Source organism: Streptomyces odontomachi, from assembly GCF_024435355.1.
In the GTDB taxonomy this organism is placed as follows: Bacteria; Actinomycetota; Actinomycetes; order Streptomycetales; family Streptomycetaceae; genus Streptomyces; species Streptomyces odontomachi.
In genome coordinates, this window is record NZ_JAMJWG010000009.1 from 309614 (window position 1) to 328021 (window position 18408).

The following is an 18408-nucleotide window of genomic DNA, read 5'->3' on the forward strand; positions in this document are numbered from 1 at the left end:
CAACCTCATCACACGCTGGCTTATGTCTCCGCTGCTCTGACCGAGAACGGGCGGTTAACTGATCCCGGACGGCAGCTCGTGAACACCGCGCTGATACGAGTCGGCGCCCTGAGGTTGGGCGCGGCGGAATCTTGCGCGAGACCACTGCTTGCCGTGGCAGGCTGATCGCCATGGCCTACGCGGAGAAGGTCTACAAGGTCAGGAATGGCCAACGGACCAAGCAGTTCACGTGGCGAGCCCGCTACAAGCGGCCGGATGGGATGTGGGGGAGCGAGCCTGGGTTCCCCACGAAGAAGACCGCCGAGGACTACGGCGAGCAGCAGGAAGCGGCGATCCGTGCCGGCCGGTGGGCTGACCCGGCGCTCGCGCGTACTCCGTTCGGGCAGTGGGCGCGGGAGTGGATGGCGGCGAAGTCGCCACGCGGCTACACCGTCACCACCCGCTGGAACCGCCTGGACGCTCACATCCTGCCGCGCTGGGAGAACGTGCCGATCAACCAGATCACCTGGTTCGATGCGGAGCAGTGGGCCAGCAGCCTGGGGTGCGACGATTCGACGGCCACCCAGTGCCTCACGATCATGTCGCAGATGCTCACCGGCGCTGTCGACAAGCAGATGCTGCTGGTGAACCCTCTGTTCGGGCGCCGCAGGTCCCGGACCTCCGAGCAGCGCGCGGCCCGGCATGACCGGGATGAGACGAAGCTGTGGGCGCCCCCCGCGATCGTGCTGCGCCTCGCCCGCCGCGCCGGGCCGCTCGACGGCATGCACATCCTCACCACCGCCTTCACCGGCGTGCGGTGGGGTGAGAGCCTCGCGCTGCGGCCGTCGTCGCTCGGCGTCCGTGTCGAGCGGGACTTCACCTGCCCGACCCTGGATGTCGTCGAGGAGGTGGCCGAGTACCAGAAGCGGAGCCCAGCGGGGGAGCGGCTCGGCATGATGCTCGACCTGGAGCCGGTGAAGACGCGGGAGTCGAAGCGGCGCATCGACCTGCCCGTGTTCCTGGCGGAACTCCTGGAGAAGTACGCGGCAGACTGCAAGCGTGAGTTCCTGTTCACGCCCCGCGGTGGCGTGTCCAAGCACTGGCGACGGAACAACTTCGGGCGCCAGGTTATGCGGCCGTGCGCGGACGGTCGGAAGGCGCTGCCGGCGACGAAGGGGCATGCGCCACGGGAGGCTTGGGAGCCGATCGCGCCAGGGCTGACGATGCGAGCCCTGCGGCACACGCATGACACCTACCAGGATCAGATCGGGGTGAAGCCGGCCCTGATGTACGAGCAGGCGGGACACCGACGACCGGGCATCAAGGCGGTGTATCAGCACCCCACTCCGGAGATGCGGCGGGTACGCTTGGAGGGGCTCCAGGAGCTGTACGAGGGCGCCATGGGGGCTCTCGGGTGGGAGACGATCTGGCCGTCCGGCTGATCCCCTAAATCTCTCCTAAGAGCCTCGGATTTTCGCCCCCACGCAGGTCAGAGGACCGAAAGCGCTGCCCTTACAAGGCAGATGTCGGCGGTTCGAAACCGTCCGCGCCCACCAGCGCAAAGGCCCCCAGCCGAGCACGGCTGGGGGCCTTTGGGGCAGAGTCGACCAAGCATCGCTGCCACTTCTTCGGCGCACCGCACCGGCCGCACGGCGCTCAGCAACTTCGCGTCGCTGGTCGTACGGCGTCTCCTCGCGACGGCAGCCGATCGCTCGGCGGCGTCGCCAGATCTGAGGGCCTCTACCACGGGGCGTTCTGCGGCATCAGTTGAGCGCTTCCCGTCGCTTGGGTGACAGCGGTCAGCCATACGCTTCCGCCATGCATAGAGGAGCCATCACACACGCGTCCGTGCTCAAGGCCTTGGTGGAGCATGACGAGTTGGGGCGGGAGGCCTTCCTGGCCAAGTATCGCTTCGGAGAGGCGCGGTCGTACGTCCTGGTGCACGAGGGGCGGGAGTACGACTCCAAGGCGATCGCCGGGGTGGCGCATAAGTGGGACCAGGGTCGAGCCCTCAGCGCGGACGAGTTCAGCGGAGGCAAGGACCACGCCGCAGCCTGGTTGAAGCGAGCGGGGTTCCAGGTGAAGGCCATCAAGAACCCAGATTGGGCCAGGGACGAGATCATCCTGGCTTGCCACCTCGTGATGCAGAACGGCTGGAAGGGCCTGGACGCCGAGGACAACCGGGTGACTGAGCTGTCGGCTCTGCTTCAGTTGCTCCCCATCCATGCTGAAGCCGATCGCAATGAGAAGTTCCGCAACCCCAACGGGGTCGCTCGCAAGACGTACGACATCGCCACCCGGCACCCGGATTACCAGGGCAAGCCCACCAACGGCGGGGCCCTCGACCGCGAGGTGCTGAACGAGTTCCTGGCCCGTCCCGACGAGATGGCACAGGTGGCACGGCTCATCCGCCAGGGCATCGCCGCTGGCGAGTTGCAGGACCTCGCGCCGAGCGGGAACGAGGAGTTCGACGACGACTTCAGCGCACCTGAAGGGCGGCTCCTGATGCGCCGGCATCGGGCGCGCGAGCGGAACAAGAGCCTGCGTACAAAGAAGATCACTTCGGTCCTCCAGCGTGGCGGGCGGCTCGCTTGCGAGGCGTGTGGGTTCGACTTCGAAGCGGTCTACGGGGATCGCGGCGCCGGATACATCGAATGCCATCACGTCCTTCCGCTCCATGTAGCGGGCGAGGGACGGACCAAGCTCAGCGATCTCGCGCTCATTTGCGCCAACTGCCACCGCATGATCCACCGGCGGGCGCCGTGGCCGACCCCCGGCGAGCTGCGGACTTCGATAGAGCAGAAGCGCGCAGCGGACAGGCGGGCAGCGCTGGCCCTGGCCCGACCGCGTGGCGCGGCTGACGAGCGGGACCCAAACCCGTGAACTGACATCTATTTCTTGCATCGGCGTGACGGCGGTGGTTGATCGTCAGCTCGTCGCCGACGTGCCGAATCATCGTGACGTACCCCACCCGCGAATCGGCGCGTCGTTCAGGATGTCTGTCAGAGTCTCGGCTTAGTCTGCTCCCATGCCTCCGATACTCGAGCCCCGCCCGCTGTCCGCCACTGAGTTGAACGAGCGGATCCGTGGCCTCCTGCTCTGCTCGGGTGGCCGCCTCAGCGATGAGCAACGGGCCGAGTACCAGGCGCTGCTGCGGGACTGGGCCGCGGCCACCCGCGAGGATCTCGTCGTCGCGGCTTAGGACCCGCCGGGAGGAAGACCACGGACGTGAGCCGGCGAAGACGTCCGCGGTGGCCCGAGCCGTTTTCGGTGAAGTGCCGTCAGCCGTGGCCCGCTCGCCCTCGCCACCATGCCGTGAGTACGCCGACGTCGTCACGCATGTGCGGGGGAACGAGGAATCGGGGGCGGTTGAACCAGACGATGAGGAAGTGCAACAGCAGGCCCACCATGAAGGCGAAGATGCCTGCGACGCCGGCGCCCAGACCCACGAAGGGCTCCGCGGTCAACGAGCCGACGAACAGGAGCCAGGCGGCCGCGAACGGAACGACGCCGCGCTGGTGGCCGCGTCGCACCGCCTCGTCCGACGAACGTGTCAGCGTGAGCCACAAGGGTGCGTCGTCGCGCCACACCAGGTAAGCCGCATACGCCGCGCCGATGCACAGGGACCAGAAAACGATCGCCATGACGATCTCGAAGGCCCGGTCGGCCACCGTGCCCACCTCCTAGGTCAGCACCCCAGTCTGACACCAGGAATTCGCCAGCGCCCCCAGCGCCGCCTGCGCCGCCAGCGCAGAGGCCCCCGGCCGGGTTCCTGCGTCCGGTCGGGGGCCTCGGGGCTGACGGGTGAGCGGGGTGAGCGGGGTGAGCGGGGGGAACGAGGGGACGGGGGGAAACGGGACTATCGGGCCTGGTCTACTGGGCGTCGACCCGCCAGCCCGATGAGTCGATCCAGGCCGCCCGCTGGGTTATCCAGTTCTGCATCAGCTGGATCTGTTCCGCCCAGGTCCCGGTCGTCTGGGTCTGGAACCCGCCCACCATCTGGGTGTCGAGGATGGGCCACTTCGTGAAGTTGCGCTGGGCGGCGGCGGTCAGGGGCGTGGACAGTTGGGTGATCGTGTTCTTGAGCTGGGTGTCGGACAACGCGCCCTGGCGTAGCTCGGTCCAGCGGGTGACGACCCGTTGGTTGAACGTCGGGTCCTGCATGAGCTTCAGGAACCAGTCCGTCGTCGCGAAGCCGGGGAAGAACGGCTTGTACTGCCAGCCACTCACCGAGTTGCTGCCGGGGACGGCGTCGAAGCCCAGGTCGTAGTCCCACAGCGGGCCCGCCACCAGCTTGCCGCCGCGGTCCTTGTAGAAGTACGTGCTGCGGATGTAGGCGTCGCCCTCACGGCTCAGTTCGTTGACGATGATCATGTCGACGAAGGAGTCGACGTCGATGTAGGCGGGGTAGCCGGTGCTGGCGTTGGACGGGTCGGAGCCGTGCAGCGCGTCGTGGAACTTCTGGACGTACTGGGCCAGCCAGGTGGTCTGCGCCGACTGGATGTCCTCCGGCGCCGGCTCGTCGACCTCCAGGTCCTTCCAGCAGGTGGACTGGTCGCCGGTGCACGGCAGCTTCGGGTCCTCGGCCGCGTACGCGTTGAACTTCATGATGTAGCCGCCCGTGATGGCCGGCTCGGTGAGGTCGGTCTTCTTGAGCTTCTGGATGTCGAGCCGGTCCGACGACCTCTTGATCGTCTCGTCGAGCATGTACACGCCCTGGTAGTCGTCGGCGCTCAGGGGGCTGCCGTCGAGGTTCAGGTACAGCTCGACGAACCGGTACCGGGGAGTCTTGAGGCCGACGGTCTGGCCGAGCTGGTAGCCGAAGGCATCCCGGATCAGGGTCTTGTCCGGATACGGCCCGCGCAGCACCCAGTCCGAGTCGGCCGGCATCCCGGCCAGGGGATAGTCGGCGTCATCGTCGTCGTTGTCCCGCAGCTCCAGACGGTACGGCGCCTTGTCGAAGTTCGCCGAGGACTGCCCGTGCAGGTGGAAGCCGGCCCGGGTCGCGACCGTCGGCGTCTGGGCGAGCGAGCTGGAGCCGCCCTGCGGTTCCATGAGCATGGTGGACACATCGGCGTAGTCGCGGTCGGGCTTGCCCTTGCCGTAGGCGTCCATCACCAGCAGCGGCAGATCGCTGGTGGCGTCGACGGAGCGTGCCGTGTACAGCGCCGTGCCGGGCTCGCCGGAGGCGGTGCCGTCCACGAACGCCTGGGCGCGCAGCTGTGTGGTGGCGGTGAGTTGCAGGGGCGACGAGTACACCGTTGAACTTGCGGTCGGCGGCTGCCCGTCGGTGGTGTACCGGATCTGCGCACCGCTCACCGTGGTGCTCAGGGACACCGAAACCGACCCCTGAAAGGTGCCGCTCGGCACCGAGTAGGTGATGTCTCCGGTCATGTCGTCCGCCAGCCGCTGCTGCTGGCGTCTGGCGGCGGCGTCCGAGACGCCGACCGGCGTCGCGGCGCCGGCCTGCGCGGACCGGCCGGAGCCCGCCGCTTGGGCGTGGCCGGTGGTCGCCTGCTGGTCGCTCGCCGCCTGTGCGACCGTACTGCCGGCAAGGAGTAAGGCGACCGTGGCGAACAGACTGATCACATGTATGCGTTGTGTGCGCACAACAGCTTGCACCTCAAATCGTGAGCAGATTCGGACGGCCGCCGGCACGACACCGCCGACCGCCCCTGACATGTCCTGGTTCGTACCGAGCGACAGGTGCCTTGAGCAGGGGCGCCGAGCCCGGGCTTCGGAGCATCGGACTCATGCGCATGACGCCATCGCACGCCAACGCATGCCAACGCATGCCAACGCACGCCATCGCATGTCATGGCGCGGCGCCGCACGCCGCATGCCGCCGCGGCCCCGGCGCAGCCCGGCCTGCCGCCCTGTGATCCGGCGTCAGACGCCGGGGGAGGACGCGAAGTCCCGGCGCAGGGTGCGCCGCCAGGGTGTGGCGGGCAGGTGGGGGCGGAGCGCGGCAAGACCGGTGGCGTACTTGGAGATACGGCACGGACGGTACTGGCTGCGCCAGAGCAACCGGTCGGCGTACGAGGCCGTGGAGCCGGTCTTCGTCTCCACCACCGCCAGGCCGGACAGGGACAACCGGCGTTCACCGTCGTCCCACAGCAGCCCGGTGTCGATGGTGACGCGGCTGTTGGTGTCCGGCAGGTGAAGGGTGGTGCGGTGATAGCGGGTGGTGAGGGTCGGGGCGAAGACGTACCGCTCGCTTCCGCCGATGCCCTGTTCGGCGAGCGTGGCGTCGACGAAGCTGCGCGCCGGCGCGAGGGTCCGCTGGTCCCGGAGGTCGTAGGGGAGGCGCGTCTTGACGGTGCTGCCGCGTCCCCCTTGGGTCTTCACCTCCAACCAGCAGTCGCCCGACTGCTCGTACACCCGGGTGCGGATCTTGAACCTGCGCCGCCTTCTGCGGGCGGTCAGCAGGTAGCTGACCAGGTCGGGCGTGTCGAAGTACAGCGACCGGTACGCGAAGTCACGGGCGCCGTCGATCTCCAGGACGCGGGTGTCGTGCGGCAGCCGCGTCAGCAGGGTGCGCACGGCGTCGAGCGGGAGCACGTACTTGCGGTCGACGCGGGTCTGGAGCGGTGCGAGGGAGACGAGTTCGTCCAGGGAGATCGGCGCGAGGTCGTGGACCGGCCCACCGGCCGGCGCTTCCTGGAGTTTCACGGCCGCGCTGCCACGGCTTCGGCGCCTGCGCCGCCTCTTGCGCCGGCGCTCGTGGGGTCGGTGTCCGGAGCGTCGGAGGCGGAGGGCGCGCCGCCCTTGGCGCGGATGCCGCCGGGGAGGGTGCGGTAGCGGACGTCCACCACGGTGGTGTCGTTCACCTGGTCGACCCGCTGGACGATGACCGAGTGGACCCGGGCGCCCAGGATCTGTTCGAGGTGGACCACCAGCGCGGTGTGATCGGGAAGCGCCTCGTCCAGCACCATGATCTGGTGCCGGTAACTGCGCAGCACCCGCGGGTGGTCGCCCACCGCGAGAACCAGCAGGACCAGCGCCATGAGCCCGATCGAGCGCCAGAAACCGCCGGTGTCCAGCGCGCCGAGGAGGCCGAGCGCCAGCGCCGAGAAGTAGTAGGCGACCTCGTGCTGGTCCAGCTCGGTCGAGCGCAGCCGGATGATGGAAAGCACTCCGAAGAGCCCCAGCCCGACCCCCATGCCCGCGCCGCCGCCACTCCCGCTGAGCGAGCTGGCCACCGCGAGCACCCCCACGTTCACCCCGAGATAGGCCACGACCAGGTCCCGCCGGCGGTGGCGCGGGAAGTAGAGGCCGAACACCAGGAGACTCACCGCGGCGATATCGCTGAGAAACAGCACGAGTCGGGACATCTCAGTTCCTTACGGGTAAGTGGGGGGTGGTAAGTGAAGTGAGGGTGGATTGCTGGTAACGCCTTGGTAAATGGAACAGATGGATCTTGAGTGTTCGCCACTCGCTTCCTGCCATTTTTGGCCACGAAAAGACGTCAGTAATTTTTCGAAAACTACGTGGTAGATGGATGCGAAGCGCTTCGAAGGCTGGCCGGCGTCGACTCCGCTGAAGGTGAACCTTCCCAGCTCACACGCGTAGATTGGGTGCTGTCTGGAAGCTTCCCTTAGTTGCATGTATCGAAAGTTTTTCGGAGTGTGTGAGCCGTTCGGGAAGTCGAGATGCGGTATCGCGCCATCTGGAGAGTTGACCAGTTGGCGGCATGTAAGGCAGTTAGTGATGTTTTGCGGCTACTGATAGGGCGTAGCCGGCAAATCGCCCTCGTTGCGGTCGGCGTCGCCTCCCGGAAGGCGTGCGCGAACCACCCCCGGTTCCAGGGGTGCATCCGGGAAAGCGGCCCTCAGGTGTTGGTGGTGGAGGACGCGGAGCGCGGCGGTGGCTCGTGGGTGTGCTTGAGGGCCATCCGGGCGTCGACCCTGTCCCCGGCGGGCAGCTCGAACCAGTAACGGTGGGAGCTGACGAACACGGCGAGCTCGCGCTCCCGCTCGCGTAGCTTCTCGACCTGGGCCTGCTCGTCCGGGGTCCAGCCCGGGGTGGCGGGGCGCTCCACCTTGCGCCAACCGTTGTCGTCGCTGAAGCCGTCGGCGGGCTCCACCGACCACGGGAGCCGCTTCAGCAGGGCCAGCAACTCGGCCCGTACCTGGTGCAGCTCCTCCTGACCTGCGAGGAGGTCGCCCGGGAAGTCATGAGTCGCAGCCACGCGGCAATGCTACGCCTGTTCGATTTTGTGATGCGAGCTTCTTTCGGAGGGTCCTCGGGGCATGTTGCGGATCGCCCTGCCGGCTTCCGCGAACACGCTGCGGGTGCGGGTGCGGGTGCGGGTGCGGGTGCGGGTGCGGGTGCGGGGGTGTGGGTGTGGGTGTGGGGTTCCTCGGAGTCCTTGCCCGGGGCGCGGTCGTTTGTGACGTGCCGGGAGGCGTGCGTCACACTGGCAGCATGTGCCGCAGTATCAAGACCCTCCGCCCGCCCGTCCTGCCCGAAGAGGCCACCGAGGACGAGATACGGGCCGCCGCGCTCCAGTACGTCAGGAAGGTGTCCGGCTTCCGGGCCCCGGCCGCGCACAATCGCGAGGTGTTCGACCGCGCCGTCGACGCCGTGGCCCAGGCCACCGCGGACCTGCTCGCCGACCTGGAAGTGCGGGGGCAGAAGGCGCCGGCGTCGAGTGTCGGGAGCTGACCGCATCAAGGGCTGACAGCGCCGGGGGCTGACGGCCCCGGTGCTGACGGCGCCGGGGGGCCGACGGCAACGCGCCGGGCCCCAGGGGGATCGACGACGACGGGAACGGATGGGGTGCCGGACCCCGCGAGGCCGGCTTGATCCGAACGAGAGACCCTGGATCAGTCCACGGGTGACGGTCGGCGTACGACGTACACGGCGCCGGCGCCGGCGCCGAAGAGGGCCAGTACGGACACGCCCGCGGCGAGCCAGGACGTGCCGAGCCACTGGCCGCCGAGGTAGCCGAGGCCGACGCTGTACGCCGCCCACGTCACACCCGCCACTGCGGACCACGGCAGGAACTCACGCACCTTGCGGTGCGCCGCACCGGCGCCGAGGGAGACCACCGAACGGCCGGCCGGGGCGAAGCGCGCTATCACCACGAGGATGCCGCCGCCACGGGAGAGCGCGGAGCCGAGTTGCTCCTGGGCGCTGGTGAGCCGCCGGGACCGTGCGATGGTGCGAGCGAGGCGCTCCCCGCCCAGCCAGGCGAGGCGGTAGGCGACGAGATCGCCGAGTACGGAAGCGGTGGCCGCGGAGCAGATCAGCACCAGGATGTCGGGCACCCTGTGCGGTACCTGGCCGGCGGTGGCGCCGGCGCCGGCCGCGGCCGTGGAAGCGGCGACCACCAGCACGCCGCTCGGCAGGACGGGCAGGAACACGTCGAAGAGCACGGAGACGGCCACCGCGGCATAGATCCATGGACTCCCGGCCAATGACCCGAGACTCTCCAACACCCGACTTCCCCCGTCCCCGCGGCAGTGCCGCTGTGTCGCGCGGAGCGAGGCGGCGTAGTGACGGCTTTACAGCGTACGCGGCTCGGAACGGTGTGGTGCGGCCAGGGGGTCAAGGTGATCATCATGTCACCAGAACCACACCGGAACCCCATGTTCCTCCGCGTGCGCTCAGTCTCGTTTGCGCCGGTCGCGCGGCATGCTCGCCACCTGGCGCATGGCGCTGTTCCGCGCGCCCCACGCGCTCCGTGTGCGCCGCTTGTCGCGCCGGCTGTACGCCCGGATCCGGCACCGCGCCTGTGTGCATCGTCACGCCGGTACGCATCCGCGTGAGTCGCCGGGACACGACCGCGCGGCTGCCGCGCCGGGTCGGAGTTCCGTGGTCGTCTACGGGAACGCGGTGCACCGAGTCTCGCGCGCACGACCCGGTACAGCACGCAACGTTGCGGGCAGCCCGGGAACGCGGGCCGAGGCGAGGAACGGGATGGCGATGGTGGCACGGGTGGCAGGACGGCTGGCCGGCGTCGCGGCGGTGGCCGTGTTGACGGCGGTCGGCGCCGGTACGGCCGGCGGAACGGCGGCGACCGCGGCAACGGTCGGTGCGGGCGATACGGGCGGGCCCGGCGAGGTGAACTACTCCGAGGTGCGCACCGCCGCGCGCTTCTCGCCCCCGATGGCCTTCGTGCCGTCCCTCGCGCTGACGTACGACACGAGCACGGTGCCGGCGGGTGCGCGGATCGAGGTGGAGCAGCGCAGCGACAGCGGGCAGGGCACGACGGTCCTGCTGCACGTCTCGGGGGTGCGGCCCGGACACGACTTCGGCGCCCGTGTGCACACCAAGCCGTGCGGTGCGGACCCGGCGGCGGCCGGGGCCCCGTACCAGAACCTGATCGATCCGTTGCGGTCACCGACCGACCCCACGTACGTCAATGCGCAGAACGAGGTGTGGCTGGACTTCACCGCTGATGCGCAGGGTGCCGGGGAAGCGCAGGCCCACCACGCCTGGGACTTCCGGAGCGGCCAGGCCGGCTCGGTCGTGATCCTGGACCGGCCGGACGCCGGGGGCGCACCGGTCGCCTGCTTCACCGTGCCGTTCGGAGCGGTGAGCAAAGGCTGACGGCGCCCCGCCCGTCCTCCGGTTCCTCGGCTGCCGGCGGCTGCCGTGCCCTGGGCTACCGGCTACCGGCTACCGGCTACCGGCTACCGGCTACCGGCTACCGGTCACCGGCTATTGGCAGCCCAGGGCACGCTCAGTCGCTCGTCGTCCGGCTCAGCACTCGCTGTTGAGCACGTTCGCCAGCGCGGTCTTCTCGGCGGAGTCGATCGAGAGGTTGTAGAGGTGCTTGATGTGGATCCACATGCGCGCGTACAGGCAGTGGTAGGCGGCGCGCGGCGGCAGCCACTCGGCCGGGTCCTGGTCGCTCTTGGACTGGTTGACGTTGTCGGTGACGGCGATCAGCTGGGGGTGGGTCAGGTCGTTGGCGAAGGTCTGGCGTTGGGCGGTGGTCCAGCTGCTGGCGCCGGAGGTCCAGGCCTCGGCCAGCGGCACGATGTGGTCGATGTCGACGTCGCTGGGTGAGGTCCAGGTCGCGCCGTCGTACTCGGAGTACCAACTGCCGGAGGTGGGGTAGCAGTCGGAGCCCGTCGTGACGCCGGTGCCGTCGCGCTTGAGCACCTGCTCGCGGGTGTCGCAGGTGCCCGACTGGGTGATCCAGTGCGGGAACAGGTCGCGGCTGTAGCCCGACATGGAGCCCTCGGTCTTGACCGTGAGTTCGGAAAGGTACGTGTGGGCGGTGGAGACGGCGATGGTGGCGGGCGGGGAGGCCTGGGCGGGCGGGCCGCTCAGCAGGGTGACGGCGGTGAGCGAGGCGGTGAGCGCGCCGAGCACACTCAGTCGGCGGCGGGAGACGGCAGGGCGTCGACGCGCGTAGACATCTGACATGGGAACTCCTTCGGGTGGGGGGATGCGGCCTGGAGCCCGGTCATGGTGGCGCCCTGGGGTTTCCGGAAGGCGGGCACCAGGTAACAGAGTTGCGTCATGCGCACGTCACATCAAGACATCTGTCACATCCACGTCAATCGTTTGGTGATCTTTGACGGTCGACAATGATCGACATCAGTCATCGATGGGGCGGAAGGTGACGGAAGATCCGCTGATGTGCAATTTGCCTGACGCGCAAGGGGTGTTAGGCGGCGACCGTTGCTGTTCGGGGGTGATCGCGCCCACCGTCCCGTGCGGTCTGCTGCTGCGGTCTGCGCGCGGTCTGCGCGCGGTGCGTATGCGATCCGGAGGCGGGAGGCGCGCCAGGTCGTCGGGCCTGCGCGGGTCCGTCGGAGGCGTCACGTAGCATGGCCGGTGCAGAAGGGGAGTAGCTCTTCGCCGGGACCGTCGACACACTGCTCAGTTCGTCTGAGCCGGCGCCCGGAGGCAGGTCGTGCAGCACGCGGCCGGCCAGCGAGACCTTCGGCAAGCAGTGCGCCGTACCCATAGCCGGCTACGGCCGAGCGCGCTGCCCAGCCGAAGTGTCGCTGTTCGCACCGCGCACCACACTCTCGGCGGGGTGGCCCCGACCGATTGAGGAACAGTGATCAGCATCAGTGTGATGGCGCTTGTCTTCGGCGTCATCTTTCTCGCCGAGCTGCCCGACAAGACGGCGCTGGCAGGGCTCGTGCTCGGTACCAGGTACCGGGCCTCCTACGTGTTCGTCGGCGTGGCCGCCGCCTTCGCGGTGCATGTCGCGCTCGCCGTGGCCGCGGGCAGCGTGCTCACCCTGCTGCCCGGCCGGGTGGTGCACGCCGTGACCGGTGCGCTGTTTCTCATCGGGGCCGCCGTGCTTCTCCTGCAAAAGGCCGAAGGCGACGCGGAGGAAGGGCTTCGTGAGCCGCGTGACCAGGGCTTCTGGAGGGTGGCCGGGGCGGGCTTCACGCTCATCCTGGTCGCGGAGTTCGGTGACCTGACGCAGATCATGACCGCGAACCTCGCAGCCCGGTACGGCTCCCCCCTGTCGGTGGCCGTCGGCGCCGTGCTGGCGTTGTGGGCGGTCGCGGGGCTCGGCATCGTCGGCGGGCGGGCCCTGATGAAACGGGTACCGCTCCGGCTCATCACCAGGATCGCGGCGGCCCTGATGGGCGTCCTGGGTGCGTGGAGCGTGTACGAAGCGGTGGTCGGATAGCGATCGGGCAACGGCCCTTGGCGGGGGACCGCCGGGTCCATCGGAGCCCGGTGCCAGGTGCGCGGTGCCGGGTGTCCGGTGCGCGGCACCCGGGGGCGGCATCCGGCGCTCGGCGCGCGGGGTGTCGGGCGGGGGGGTGTCGGGCCGGGGGGTGCAAGCAGCCCGGGGAGTTTTGTATCGTTGTCAAACAAAGTGGTTGCGCCCGTCTCCCCTGACCGGCGGGCGGGACCACTTTGACTCGGGGTGCGTCCGGGTGTCTCCGGACGCACCCCCTAGGACGTTCTCCGAGGCCCGGGGCCCTCTCCGCGGCCCTCGGCCCACGTCCCGCACCTGCCCTCCAGCCCTGGAGCATGCACGATGACGGCCACCCAGCCCACCGTCCTGAACACCCGCGCCATCCTGCTCGACATGGACGGCACCCTCGTCAACTCGGAGGCCGTCGTCGAGCGCTGCTGGCGCCGCTGGTCGGCGCGCCACGGCATGGACGCCGACGAGGTGCTGAAGGTCGTCCACGGTCGCCAGGGCCATGCGTCCATGGCGATCCTGCTGCCCGACCGTCCGATGGAGCAGAACGTCGCGGACAACGCACAGCTGCTCGCCGAGGAGGTCGCCGACACCGACGGAGTGGTGGAGATCCCGGGCGCCGCCGCGTTCCTTGCGGCCCTGACCGGGTTGCCGCACGCGCTGGTGACGTCGGCCGACGAGGCGCTGTCCACCACGCGGATGGACGCGGCCGGTCTCACGATGCCTCCGGTGCGCATCACCGCCGAGTCCGTGGGCGCGAGCAAGCCCGACCCCGAGGGGTTCCTCAAGGGCGCCGCCGAGCTGGGTGTCGACCCGGCCGACTGCGTGGTGTTCGAGGACTCGGAGGCGGGCGTCGCGGCCGGTCGCGCCGCCGGGATGCGGGTGGTCGGCGTCGGGCCGCGGGCGGGCGCGTACCGGCCGACGGCGCTGGTGCCGGATCTCACCGCACTCCGGGTCGAGTCGGCCGCCGACGGGGAGATCCGGCTTCACCTGGGATGACGCGGCTTCGCTCCCGGACGGGGCGTCGCGGTCGTGCGTCCGGTGGCGGGCGTTGCGGTCGTGCGCCGGGCTGGGCGACGGAGCTTTCCGTCCGGGATGACGGAGCTTCCCGGACGGGCTGACGTTCCGCACTGCCGGCAGGACGTCCCGGCGCGCGCCCTTACGGTTCACGCGCCCCCAGCGCCCACGCCTCCCGGGTCCCTACGCCCCCAGCACCTACGCCTCCCGGGTCCCTACGCCCCGTGCCTACGGCTCCCGCGTCTCCGACTCCAGCTGGTGACGGGTCGCCGGGCCGTAGACGCCCTTCTCGTCGCCCTTGATGTCGCGGTTGCGTTGGTAGCCGCTGATGACGTCCTCGATGCCGGAGTCGTAGACCCCGTCAGCCGAGCCCAGGTAGAGCAGCAGTTGCCGCAGCCGCAGCTGGAGTTCCTTGACCTCGGCGCCCTGGTCGCCGACGCGCAGCACCGGCGGGCCGGCCGGGCCGTCCGGGGGCGCCGGCTGCACGGTGCCGGTGGCGCCGGCCGTGGGGGCCTCGGCCGCCGGGGGCGCCGAGTGGCTGGGGGTGCCGGAGGGCGACGCCGACGCGGTTCTGTTGGCCGAGGCGGCGGGGGCTCCGGGTGTGGCCGGTGCCCGGTCGCCGGGGGCGGATTCCGACGGTGCCGCCTCCCCTTGGGCGGGTGCGCTGGTCCCGACGTCGGTCCCGGGCAGGGCGTCGTCATGGGACGGCTCGTCCTGCGAGAAGACGCCGCCGACCGCCAGGGTCACCACGGCGACGACCGCGACCCCGGCACCCACCAGCAGGGCCAACCGTCGCCTGCGTGGCGCCGTCGACTCCTCGTAGGTCTCGAGGTCGTCCTCCGGGGGGTCAGCGTCGGCGGCTGCCCGGTTCGACCTCGCGTCGGCGTCGGCGTCGGCGGTGTCGGCGTCGGTGGCGTCGGCCGTGTCGTCGTAGCCCTCCGCGTCGTGCGTGAACGTCACGTCCCTCGGGCCCACGAGTCCGCTGATGGCCTCGGTCTCGTCGGTTCCGCCGGTCCCGCCGGTCCTGGCGGGGGCGCTGAGGCCCTCGCCGCCGCCGTCGGCGCCGAACGCGAACCGGTCGAAGGGACGGGTGTGCGCACCGCCCGGGCTGGGCACAGCGGCCTCGGGCGCGGTGGGGCGTGACCCGGCCTCGGGCCCCGTCGGCCGTGCCGCCTCGGACGACGGGGCGGTCCCGGCGTCGTCGGCCCCGCCCTGGCCCGCCGGGGTGGACGTGCTGTCCGCGCCGGCGCCGGACGGGTCCTGGGAGTCGTCGTGCGCGTTCTTCCCCGCGGACTCGTCAGGTCCCCAGATGTCGTCGATGCTCCAGCTGAGCGGCCCGTCCGGGCCCAGCAGCCCGCCGGATTCGTACGCCGACGGGTCCGGGCCCGGCGACGGCTCCGCGTGGGCCTCGGCCTCGTGGAGGGACACGTAGGGGCGTAGATGGAGGGGCTCGAACTCGTCCGTGTCACCGGCCGAGCCATCCGGTTCACCGGACGCCTCGAAGCTGCCCGGCCCGCCCGGCCGGCTCGGCCTGCTCGGCCCACCCGCGTCCGGCCGGTCGTCGTCCGGGGCATCGGCATCCGCCCCACCGGAGGCGCCGGAGCCCTGCCGGTGGTCGGACCTGGCTTCGAACCAGTCGCGTCGGCCGGAGCCACCCGAGCCGCCCCGTTCGTTCGGCGCGCCGGTGGCGCCCGCCGTGCCGGACGTGTCGTTCGACGCGTCGGAGGTGTCGAGCACGTCGGATATGCCAGATCTCGTGGCGTCGGTCGGGGCGGCGGAACCGTCCACCGAGGCGGACGTGACGGAGACGCCCGACGCCCGGCCGGAGGCGCTCGATGCGCCAGGCGTACGGGTTGCGACGGCGGAAACAGCCGCGCGTGACGTAGCCGGCGCGTGCCCGCCGCGTGCGCCCGCGCCGGTGACGTCCGCGTGGACGTCCGCGCCGTGCGGCTCCCTGTGTGCCCCCGTGCCGCGGTCCTCGGTCGTGTGCGGTCTCGTGCCGCGCGACTCGAGACCGGGGATGCCGAAGGGCGGGTTCGCCGGTCGGCGGGTACATGAGCACGCCAGTGTGCCCGTGGGGGTCCGTTCCGTGCCGCATTTCGGGCACTGCTGTCCGGTCTCCATGTGGCCCTCTCCTGAAACCTGCCCCGAGAGATTATGCAGAGAGTAGCGGCTACGGTCTCGTAACTCCGGCCGCATAGGCGGTAGTACTCCCCGTGGTAATCCCGTCGGGACGGCCCGTAACCAAGGATTCGGACGGTTCGCACGGGGTTCCTGAGGCCTGTCCCGCATGGCCTTGCGAGCCCGCCTGCGGCGGCCGTACTCCGCGCTGACCTCGGCAGTCAGCCGGTGCGCCGATGCGGCACAGGCGCGAGGAGTCACCGCCCGCCAAAGGGTTACTCAGGCAAGAAGCGTGCTTGCGGTCCGGGCCGGCGGGCCCCGGGGAGCGGGACCGCGACACGCCGGGCCCTCAGGAGGTGGAGGTGGCACCCATGGCTCAGGACGAGGACGGCGTGCCCCGGCGCCGGGACGAGGCGGGGCGCGGCGTCTCGGGTACGCCGGGTGCACCGGGCGTCCCCGATGCAGAGCGCGCGCCGGGCGGATCCACCCGTGTCGACGCGCCCTCGTTCCGCCGGAGCGCCCCACCACCCGGTGCCGGTGACACCTCCGTCTCCGCCGCCGAAGGTCCCTGGGAGCCCGGGCGGGAGCCGGGTCTCAGCCATGAGGAGCGGCCCAGGGAGCCGGGACACGGGCCGGTCCGCACCGAGTTGCTCGCGTCCATCAGCGCGCTGCTGCTGGGGCTCCTGCTCGCGGCGCTCGACCAGACCATCGTGGCGACCGCGCTGCCGACCATCGTCAGCGATCTCGGCGGCCTGGACCACCTCGCCTGGGTGGTGACCGCCTACCTGCTGGCGGCCACCGCGGCCACACCGCTGTGGGGCAAGCTCGGCGACCAGTACGGCCGCAAACGGCTCTACCAGCTGGCGATCCTGATCTTCCTGATCGGTTCCGCGCTGTGCGGGGTGGCCCAGAGCATGGCGGAGCTGATCACGTTCCGTGCGGTGCAGGGGCTGGGCGGCGGCGGGCTGATCGTGTTGTCCATGGCGATCGTGGGCGACCTGGTCCCACCCCGTGAACGCGGCCGCTACCAGGGCCTCTTCGGGGCCGTCTTCGGCGCCACCAGCGTGCTCGGGCCCCTGCTCGGCGGGGTGTTCACCCAGCACCTCAGCTGGCGCTGGGTCTTCTACGTCAACCTGCCCTTCGGCGCCGTCGCGCTCGCCGTCATCGCCACCATGCTGCATCTGCCCGTCCGGGTCAGGCGCCCCACCGTCGACTATCCCGGCATCGTCCTGATCGCCGCCGTCGCCACCTGCCTGGTACTGCTCGCCTCGCTCGGCGGCACCACGTGGGCCTGGGGCTCCGCACAGATCATCGTTCTTGCGGTGGCCGCCGTGGTGCTGCTGGCGGCGTTCGTGGCGGTGGAGCGGCGGGCCGCCGAACCGGTGCTGCCACTGAAGCTGTTCCGAATGCGCACCTTCACCCTGGCCGCCGTGATCAGCTTCGTCATCGGCTTCGCGATGTTCGGCGCGATGACGTACCTGCCGACGTTCCTCCAGGTGGTACGGGGCGTCTCGCCGACCCTGTCGGGCGTGCACATGCTGCCGATGGTGTTCGGGCTGCTGCTGTCGTCCACGGTCTCCGGGCAGATCGTCAGCCGCACCGGGCGCTGGAAGGTCTTCCCCGTCGCCGGCACCGGCGTCACCGCCGCCGGACTGCTGCTCCTGCACCAGCTCGACGAGTCCACCGGCACGGCGCTGACCAGCGTCTACTTCTTCGTCTTCGGCCTCGGCCTCGGCCTGGTCATGCAGGTGCTGGTGCTGATCGTGCAGAACGCCGTCTCCTACGAGGACCTGGGCGCCGCCACCTCCGGCGCCACCTTCTTCCGCTCCATCGGGGCGTCCTTCGGCGTCGCCGTCTTCGGCGCCCTCTTCGCGAGCCGGCTCGGCTCCGAACTGGCCTCGGCGCTCGCGGGGCGCACGCTGCCGCCGGGCCTGAGCGCGGGCACGCTCGAGGCCGACCCGCGCGCCGTCACCCGGCTCCCGCCGGCGCTGCGCCCGCCCGTGCTGCACGCCTACGCGACCGCGATCACCGACGTCTTCCTCTACGCCGCCCCGGTCGCGCTGCTCGCCTTCGTCCTCGCCTGGTTCCTGCACGAGGAGCGGCTGCGGCACACCGTGACGGCACCCGACGCCACCGAGACGCTGGCCAGCAACCCCGTGCAGCGCTCCTCCTACGACGAGACGGTCCGGTCGCTGTCGCTGCTGGGCACCCGCGAGGGCCGGCGCGAGATCTACCGGCGGATCACCACGGACGCGGGCTACGGCGACCTGCTGCCCGCGTCGGGCTGGCTGCTGCTGCGCATCCACCACTACGGGCCGGTGGACCCGGCGATCCTTCCCGAGCACCATGCGGTGCCGCTGCCGGCGATCACCGCGGCGGCCCGGCAGATCGAGGGGCGCGGCCTTGCGACCCGCAAGGGCATGCCGATGGTGCTCACGCCGCACGGCCGGGAGGTGGCGCTGCGGCTGGCCGAGGCCCGTGAGGCGTGCCTGGCCGAGCTGCTGGGGGACTGGTGGGGCAAGGAACGGCCGACCGAGCTGGGGCCGCTGGTGCGCGAGCTGAGCGCCGAGATGTGCGGATCGGACGCGGAGTGGCCCAGGGACGCGATGCCCACGGGCGCTGAGCGCCGGTCGGTGGTGTGAGCGCCCGGGTGC

General features: G+C 70.6%; 16 protein-coding genes. 8 read left to right on the forward strand and 8 right to left on the reverse strand.

The genetic code is table 11. The features are described from left to right. Nucleotides 1-170 precede the first annotated feature (170 nt). The 3 genes from NQO67_RS20945 (at nt 171) to NQO67_RS20955 (ending at nt 3181) form a co-directional block, all read left to right on the forward strand. On the forward strand, nt 171-1421 hold the full coding sequence (locus NQO67_RS20945; RefSeq protein ID WP_255951615.1) for a site-specific integrase: 1251 nt from the start codon (nt 171-173) through the stop codon (nt 1419-1421). Nucleotides 1422-1797: 376 nt separating this feature from the next. After that, a complete protein-coding gene (locus NQO67_RS20950; RefSeq protein WP_255951617.1) occupies nt 1798-2862 on the forward strand; it encodes an HNH endonuclease in 1065 nt (354 codons plus the stop codon). Nucleotides 2863-3007: 145 nt separating this feature from the next. Beyond that, complete coding sequence (locus NQO67_RS20955; RefSeq protein ID WP_255951618.1) at nt 3008-3181, forward strand: hypothetical protein; 174 nt, start codon at nt 3008-3010, stop codon at nt 3179-3181. Between the two features lie 79 nt (nt 3182-3260). Here the strand turns inward: NQO67_RS20955 and NQO67_RS20960 are convergent, their stop codons facing one another. From NQO67_RS20960 to NQO67_RS20980, 5 genes are all read right to left on the reverse strand, one after another. Beyond that, on the reverse strand, nt 3261-3650 hold the full coding sequence (locus NQO67_RS20960) for a M48 family metalloprotease (RefSeq protein WP_255951619.1): 390 nt from the start codon (nt 3648-3650) through the stop codon (nt 3261-3263). A 202-nt stretch (nt 3651-3852) separates the two neighbouring features. After that, the gene (locus NQO67_RS20965) at nt 3853-5568 is read right to left on the reverse strand and encodes a CotH kinase family protein (protein WP_255951620.1); all 1716 of its coding nucleotides are present in this window, start codon (nt 5566-5568) and stop codon (nt 3853-3855) included. A gap of 300 nt (nt 5569-5868) precedes the next feature. Continuing rightward, on the reverse strand, nt 5869-6651 hold the full coding sequence (locus NQO67_RS20970) for a polyphosphate polymerase domain-containing protein (protein WP_255951621.1): 783 nt from the start codon (nt 6649-6651) through the stop codon (nt 5869-5871). Next, on the reverse strand, nt 6648-7313 hold the full coding sequence (locus NQO67_RS20975; RefSeq protein WP_255951622.1) for a DUF4956 domain-containing protein: 666 nt from the start codon (nt 7311-7313) through the stop codon (nt 6648-6650). The genes NQO67_RS20970 and NQO67_RS20975 overlap by 4 nt, the downstream gene beginning before the upstream one ends. A gap of 497 nt (nt 7314-7810) precedes the next feature. Next, nucleotides 7811-8170 (reverse strand): DUF8825 domain-containing protein, encoded by a 360-nt coding sequence (locus NQO67_RS20980; RefSeq protein ID WP_255951623.1) that lies wholly within the window; start codon nt 8168-8170, stop codon nt 7811-7813. Nucleotides 8171-8406: 236 nt separating this feature from the next. On the opposite strand from NQO67_RS20980, the gene NQO67_RS20985 reads away from it, so the two are divergent. After that, nucleotides 8407-8646: a DUF2277 domain-containing protein gene (locus NQO67_RS20985; RefSeq protein WP_255951624.1), complete on the forward strand. Its 240-nt coding sequence runs from the start codon at nt 8407-8409 to the stop codon at nt 8644-8646. A gap of 161 nt (nt 8647-8807) precedes the next feature. Here the strand turns inward: NQO67_RS20985 and NQO67_RS20990 are convergent, their stop codons facing one another. Continuing rightward, nucleotides 8808-9422, reverse strand: coding sequence for a DedA family protein (locus tag NQO67_RS20990; protein ID WP_255951625.1), 615 nt, complete (start codon nt 9420-9422; stop codon nt 8808-8810). A 481-nt stretch (nt 9423-9903) separates the two neighbouring features. Between NQO67_RS20990 and NQO67_RS20995 the strand changes: the two genes are divergently transcribed. Next, on the forward strand, nt 9904-10536 hold the full coding sequence (locus NQO67_RS20995) for a superoxide dismutase family protein (protein ID WP_255951626.1): 633 nt from the start codon (nt 9904-9906) through the stop codon (nt 10534-10536). 153 nt (nt 10537-10689) lie between these two features. Here NQO67_RS20995 and NQO67_RS21000 read toward each other — a convergent pair whose 3' ends face one another. Then, the gene (locus NQO67_RS21000) at nt 10690-11361 is read right to left on the reverse strand and encodes an HNH endonuclease family protein (RefSeq protein WP_255951627.1); all 672 of its coding nucleotides are present in this window, start codon (nt 11359-11361) and stop codon (nt 10690-10692) included. Nucleotides 11362-12004: 643 nt separating this feature from the next. Here NQO67_RS21000 and NQO67_RS21005 point away from each other — a divergent pair. Together NQO67_RS21005 and NQO67_RS21010 are read left to right on the forward strand one after the other, a co-directional pair. Beyond that, the gene (locus NQO67_RS21005; RefSeq protein WP_255951628.1) at nt 12005-12592 is read left to right on the forward strand and encodes a TMEM165/GDT1 family protein; all 588 of its coding nucleotides are present in this window, start codon (nt 12005-12007) and stop codon (nt 12590-12592) included. A 357-nt stretch (nt 12593-12949) separates the two neighbouring features. Further along, nucleotides 12950-13615: an HAD-IA family hydrolase gene (locus tag NQO67_RS21010; protein ID WP_255951629.1), complete on the forward strand. Its 666-nt coding sequence runs from the start codon at nt 12950-12952 to the stop codon at nt 13613-13615. A gap of 246 nt (nt 13616-13861) precedes the next feature. Here NQO67_RS21010 and NQO67_RS21015 read toward each other — a convergent pair whose 3' ends face one another. After that, a complete protein-coding gene (locus NQO67_RS21015) occupies nt 13862-15370 on the reverse strand; it encodes a peptidoglycan-binding domain-containing protein (protein ID WP_255951630.1) in 1509 nt (502 codons plus the stop codon). A 755-nt stretch (nt 15371-16125) separates the two neighbouring features. Here NQO67_RS21015 and NQO67_RS21020 point away from each other — a divergent pair. Further along, nucleotides 16126-18396, forward strand: a complete 2271-nt coding sequence (locus tag NQO67_RS21020; RefSeq protein WP_255951631.1) for an MFS transporter — start codon at nt 16126-16128, stop codon at nt 18394-18396. The last annotated feature ends 12 nt before the right edge of the window (nt 18397-18408 follow it).

What these genes read in the sequence shown, in the direction of transcription:
- NQO67_RS21020 (WP_255951631.1), top strand. Translation starts at nt 16,126, where the DNA reads ATGGCTCAGGACGAGGACGGCGTGCCCCGGCGCCGGGACGAGGCGGGG.
- NQO67_RS20955 (WP_255951618.1), top strand. Translation starts at nt 3,008, where the DNA reads ATGCCTCCGATACTCGAGCCCCGCCCGCTGTCCGCCACTGAGTTGAAC.
- NQO67_RS21010 (WP_255951629.1), top strand. Translation starts at nt 12,950, where the DNA reads ATGACGGCCACCCAGCCCACCGTCCTGAACACCCGCGCCATCCTGCTC.
- NQO67_RS20950 (WP_255951617.1), top strand. Translation starts at nt 1,798, where the DNA reads ATGCATAGAGGAGCCATCACACACGCGTCCGTGCTCAAGGCCTTGGTG.
- NQO67_RS20985 (WP_255951624.1), top strand. Translation starts at nt 8,407, where the DNA reads ATGTGCCGCAGTATCAAGACCCTCCGCCCGCCCGTCCTGCCCGAAGAG.
- NQO67_RS20945 (WP_255951615.1), top strand. Translation starts at nt 171, where the DNA reads ATGGCCTACGCGGAGAAGGTCTACAAGGTCAGGAATGGCCAACGGACC.
- NQO67_RS20975 (WP_255951622.1), bottom strand. Translation starts at nt 7,313, where the DNA reads ATGTCCCGACTCGTGCTGTTTCTCAGCGATATCGCCGCGGTGAGTCTC.
- NQO67_RS20995 (WP_255951626.1), top strand. Translation starts at nt 9,904, where the DNA reads ATGGCGATGGTGGCACGGGTGGCAGGACGGCTGGCCGGCGTCGCGGCG.
- NQO67_RS21000 (WP_255951627.1), bottom strand. Translation starts at nt 11,361, where the DNA reads ATGTCAGATGTCTACGCGCGTCGACGCCCTGCCGTCTCCCGCCGCCGA.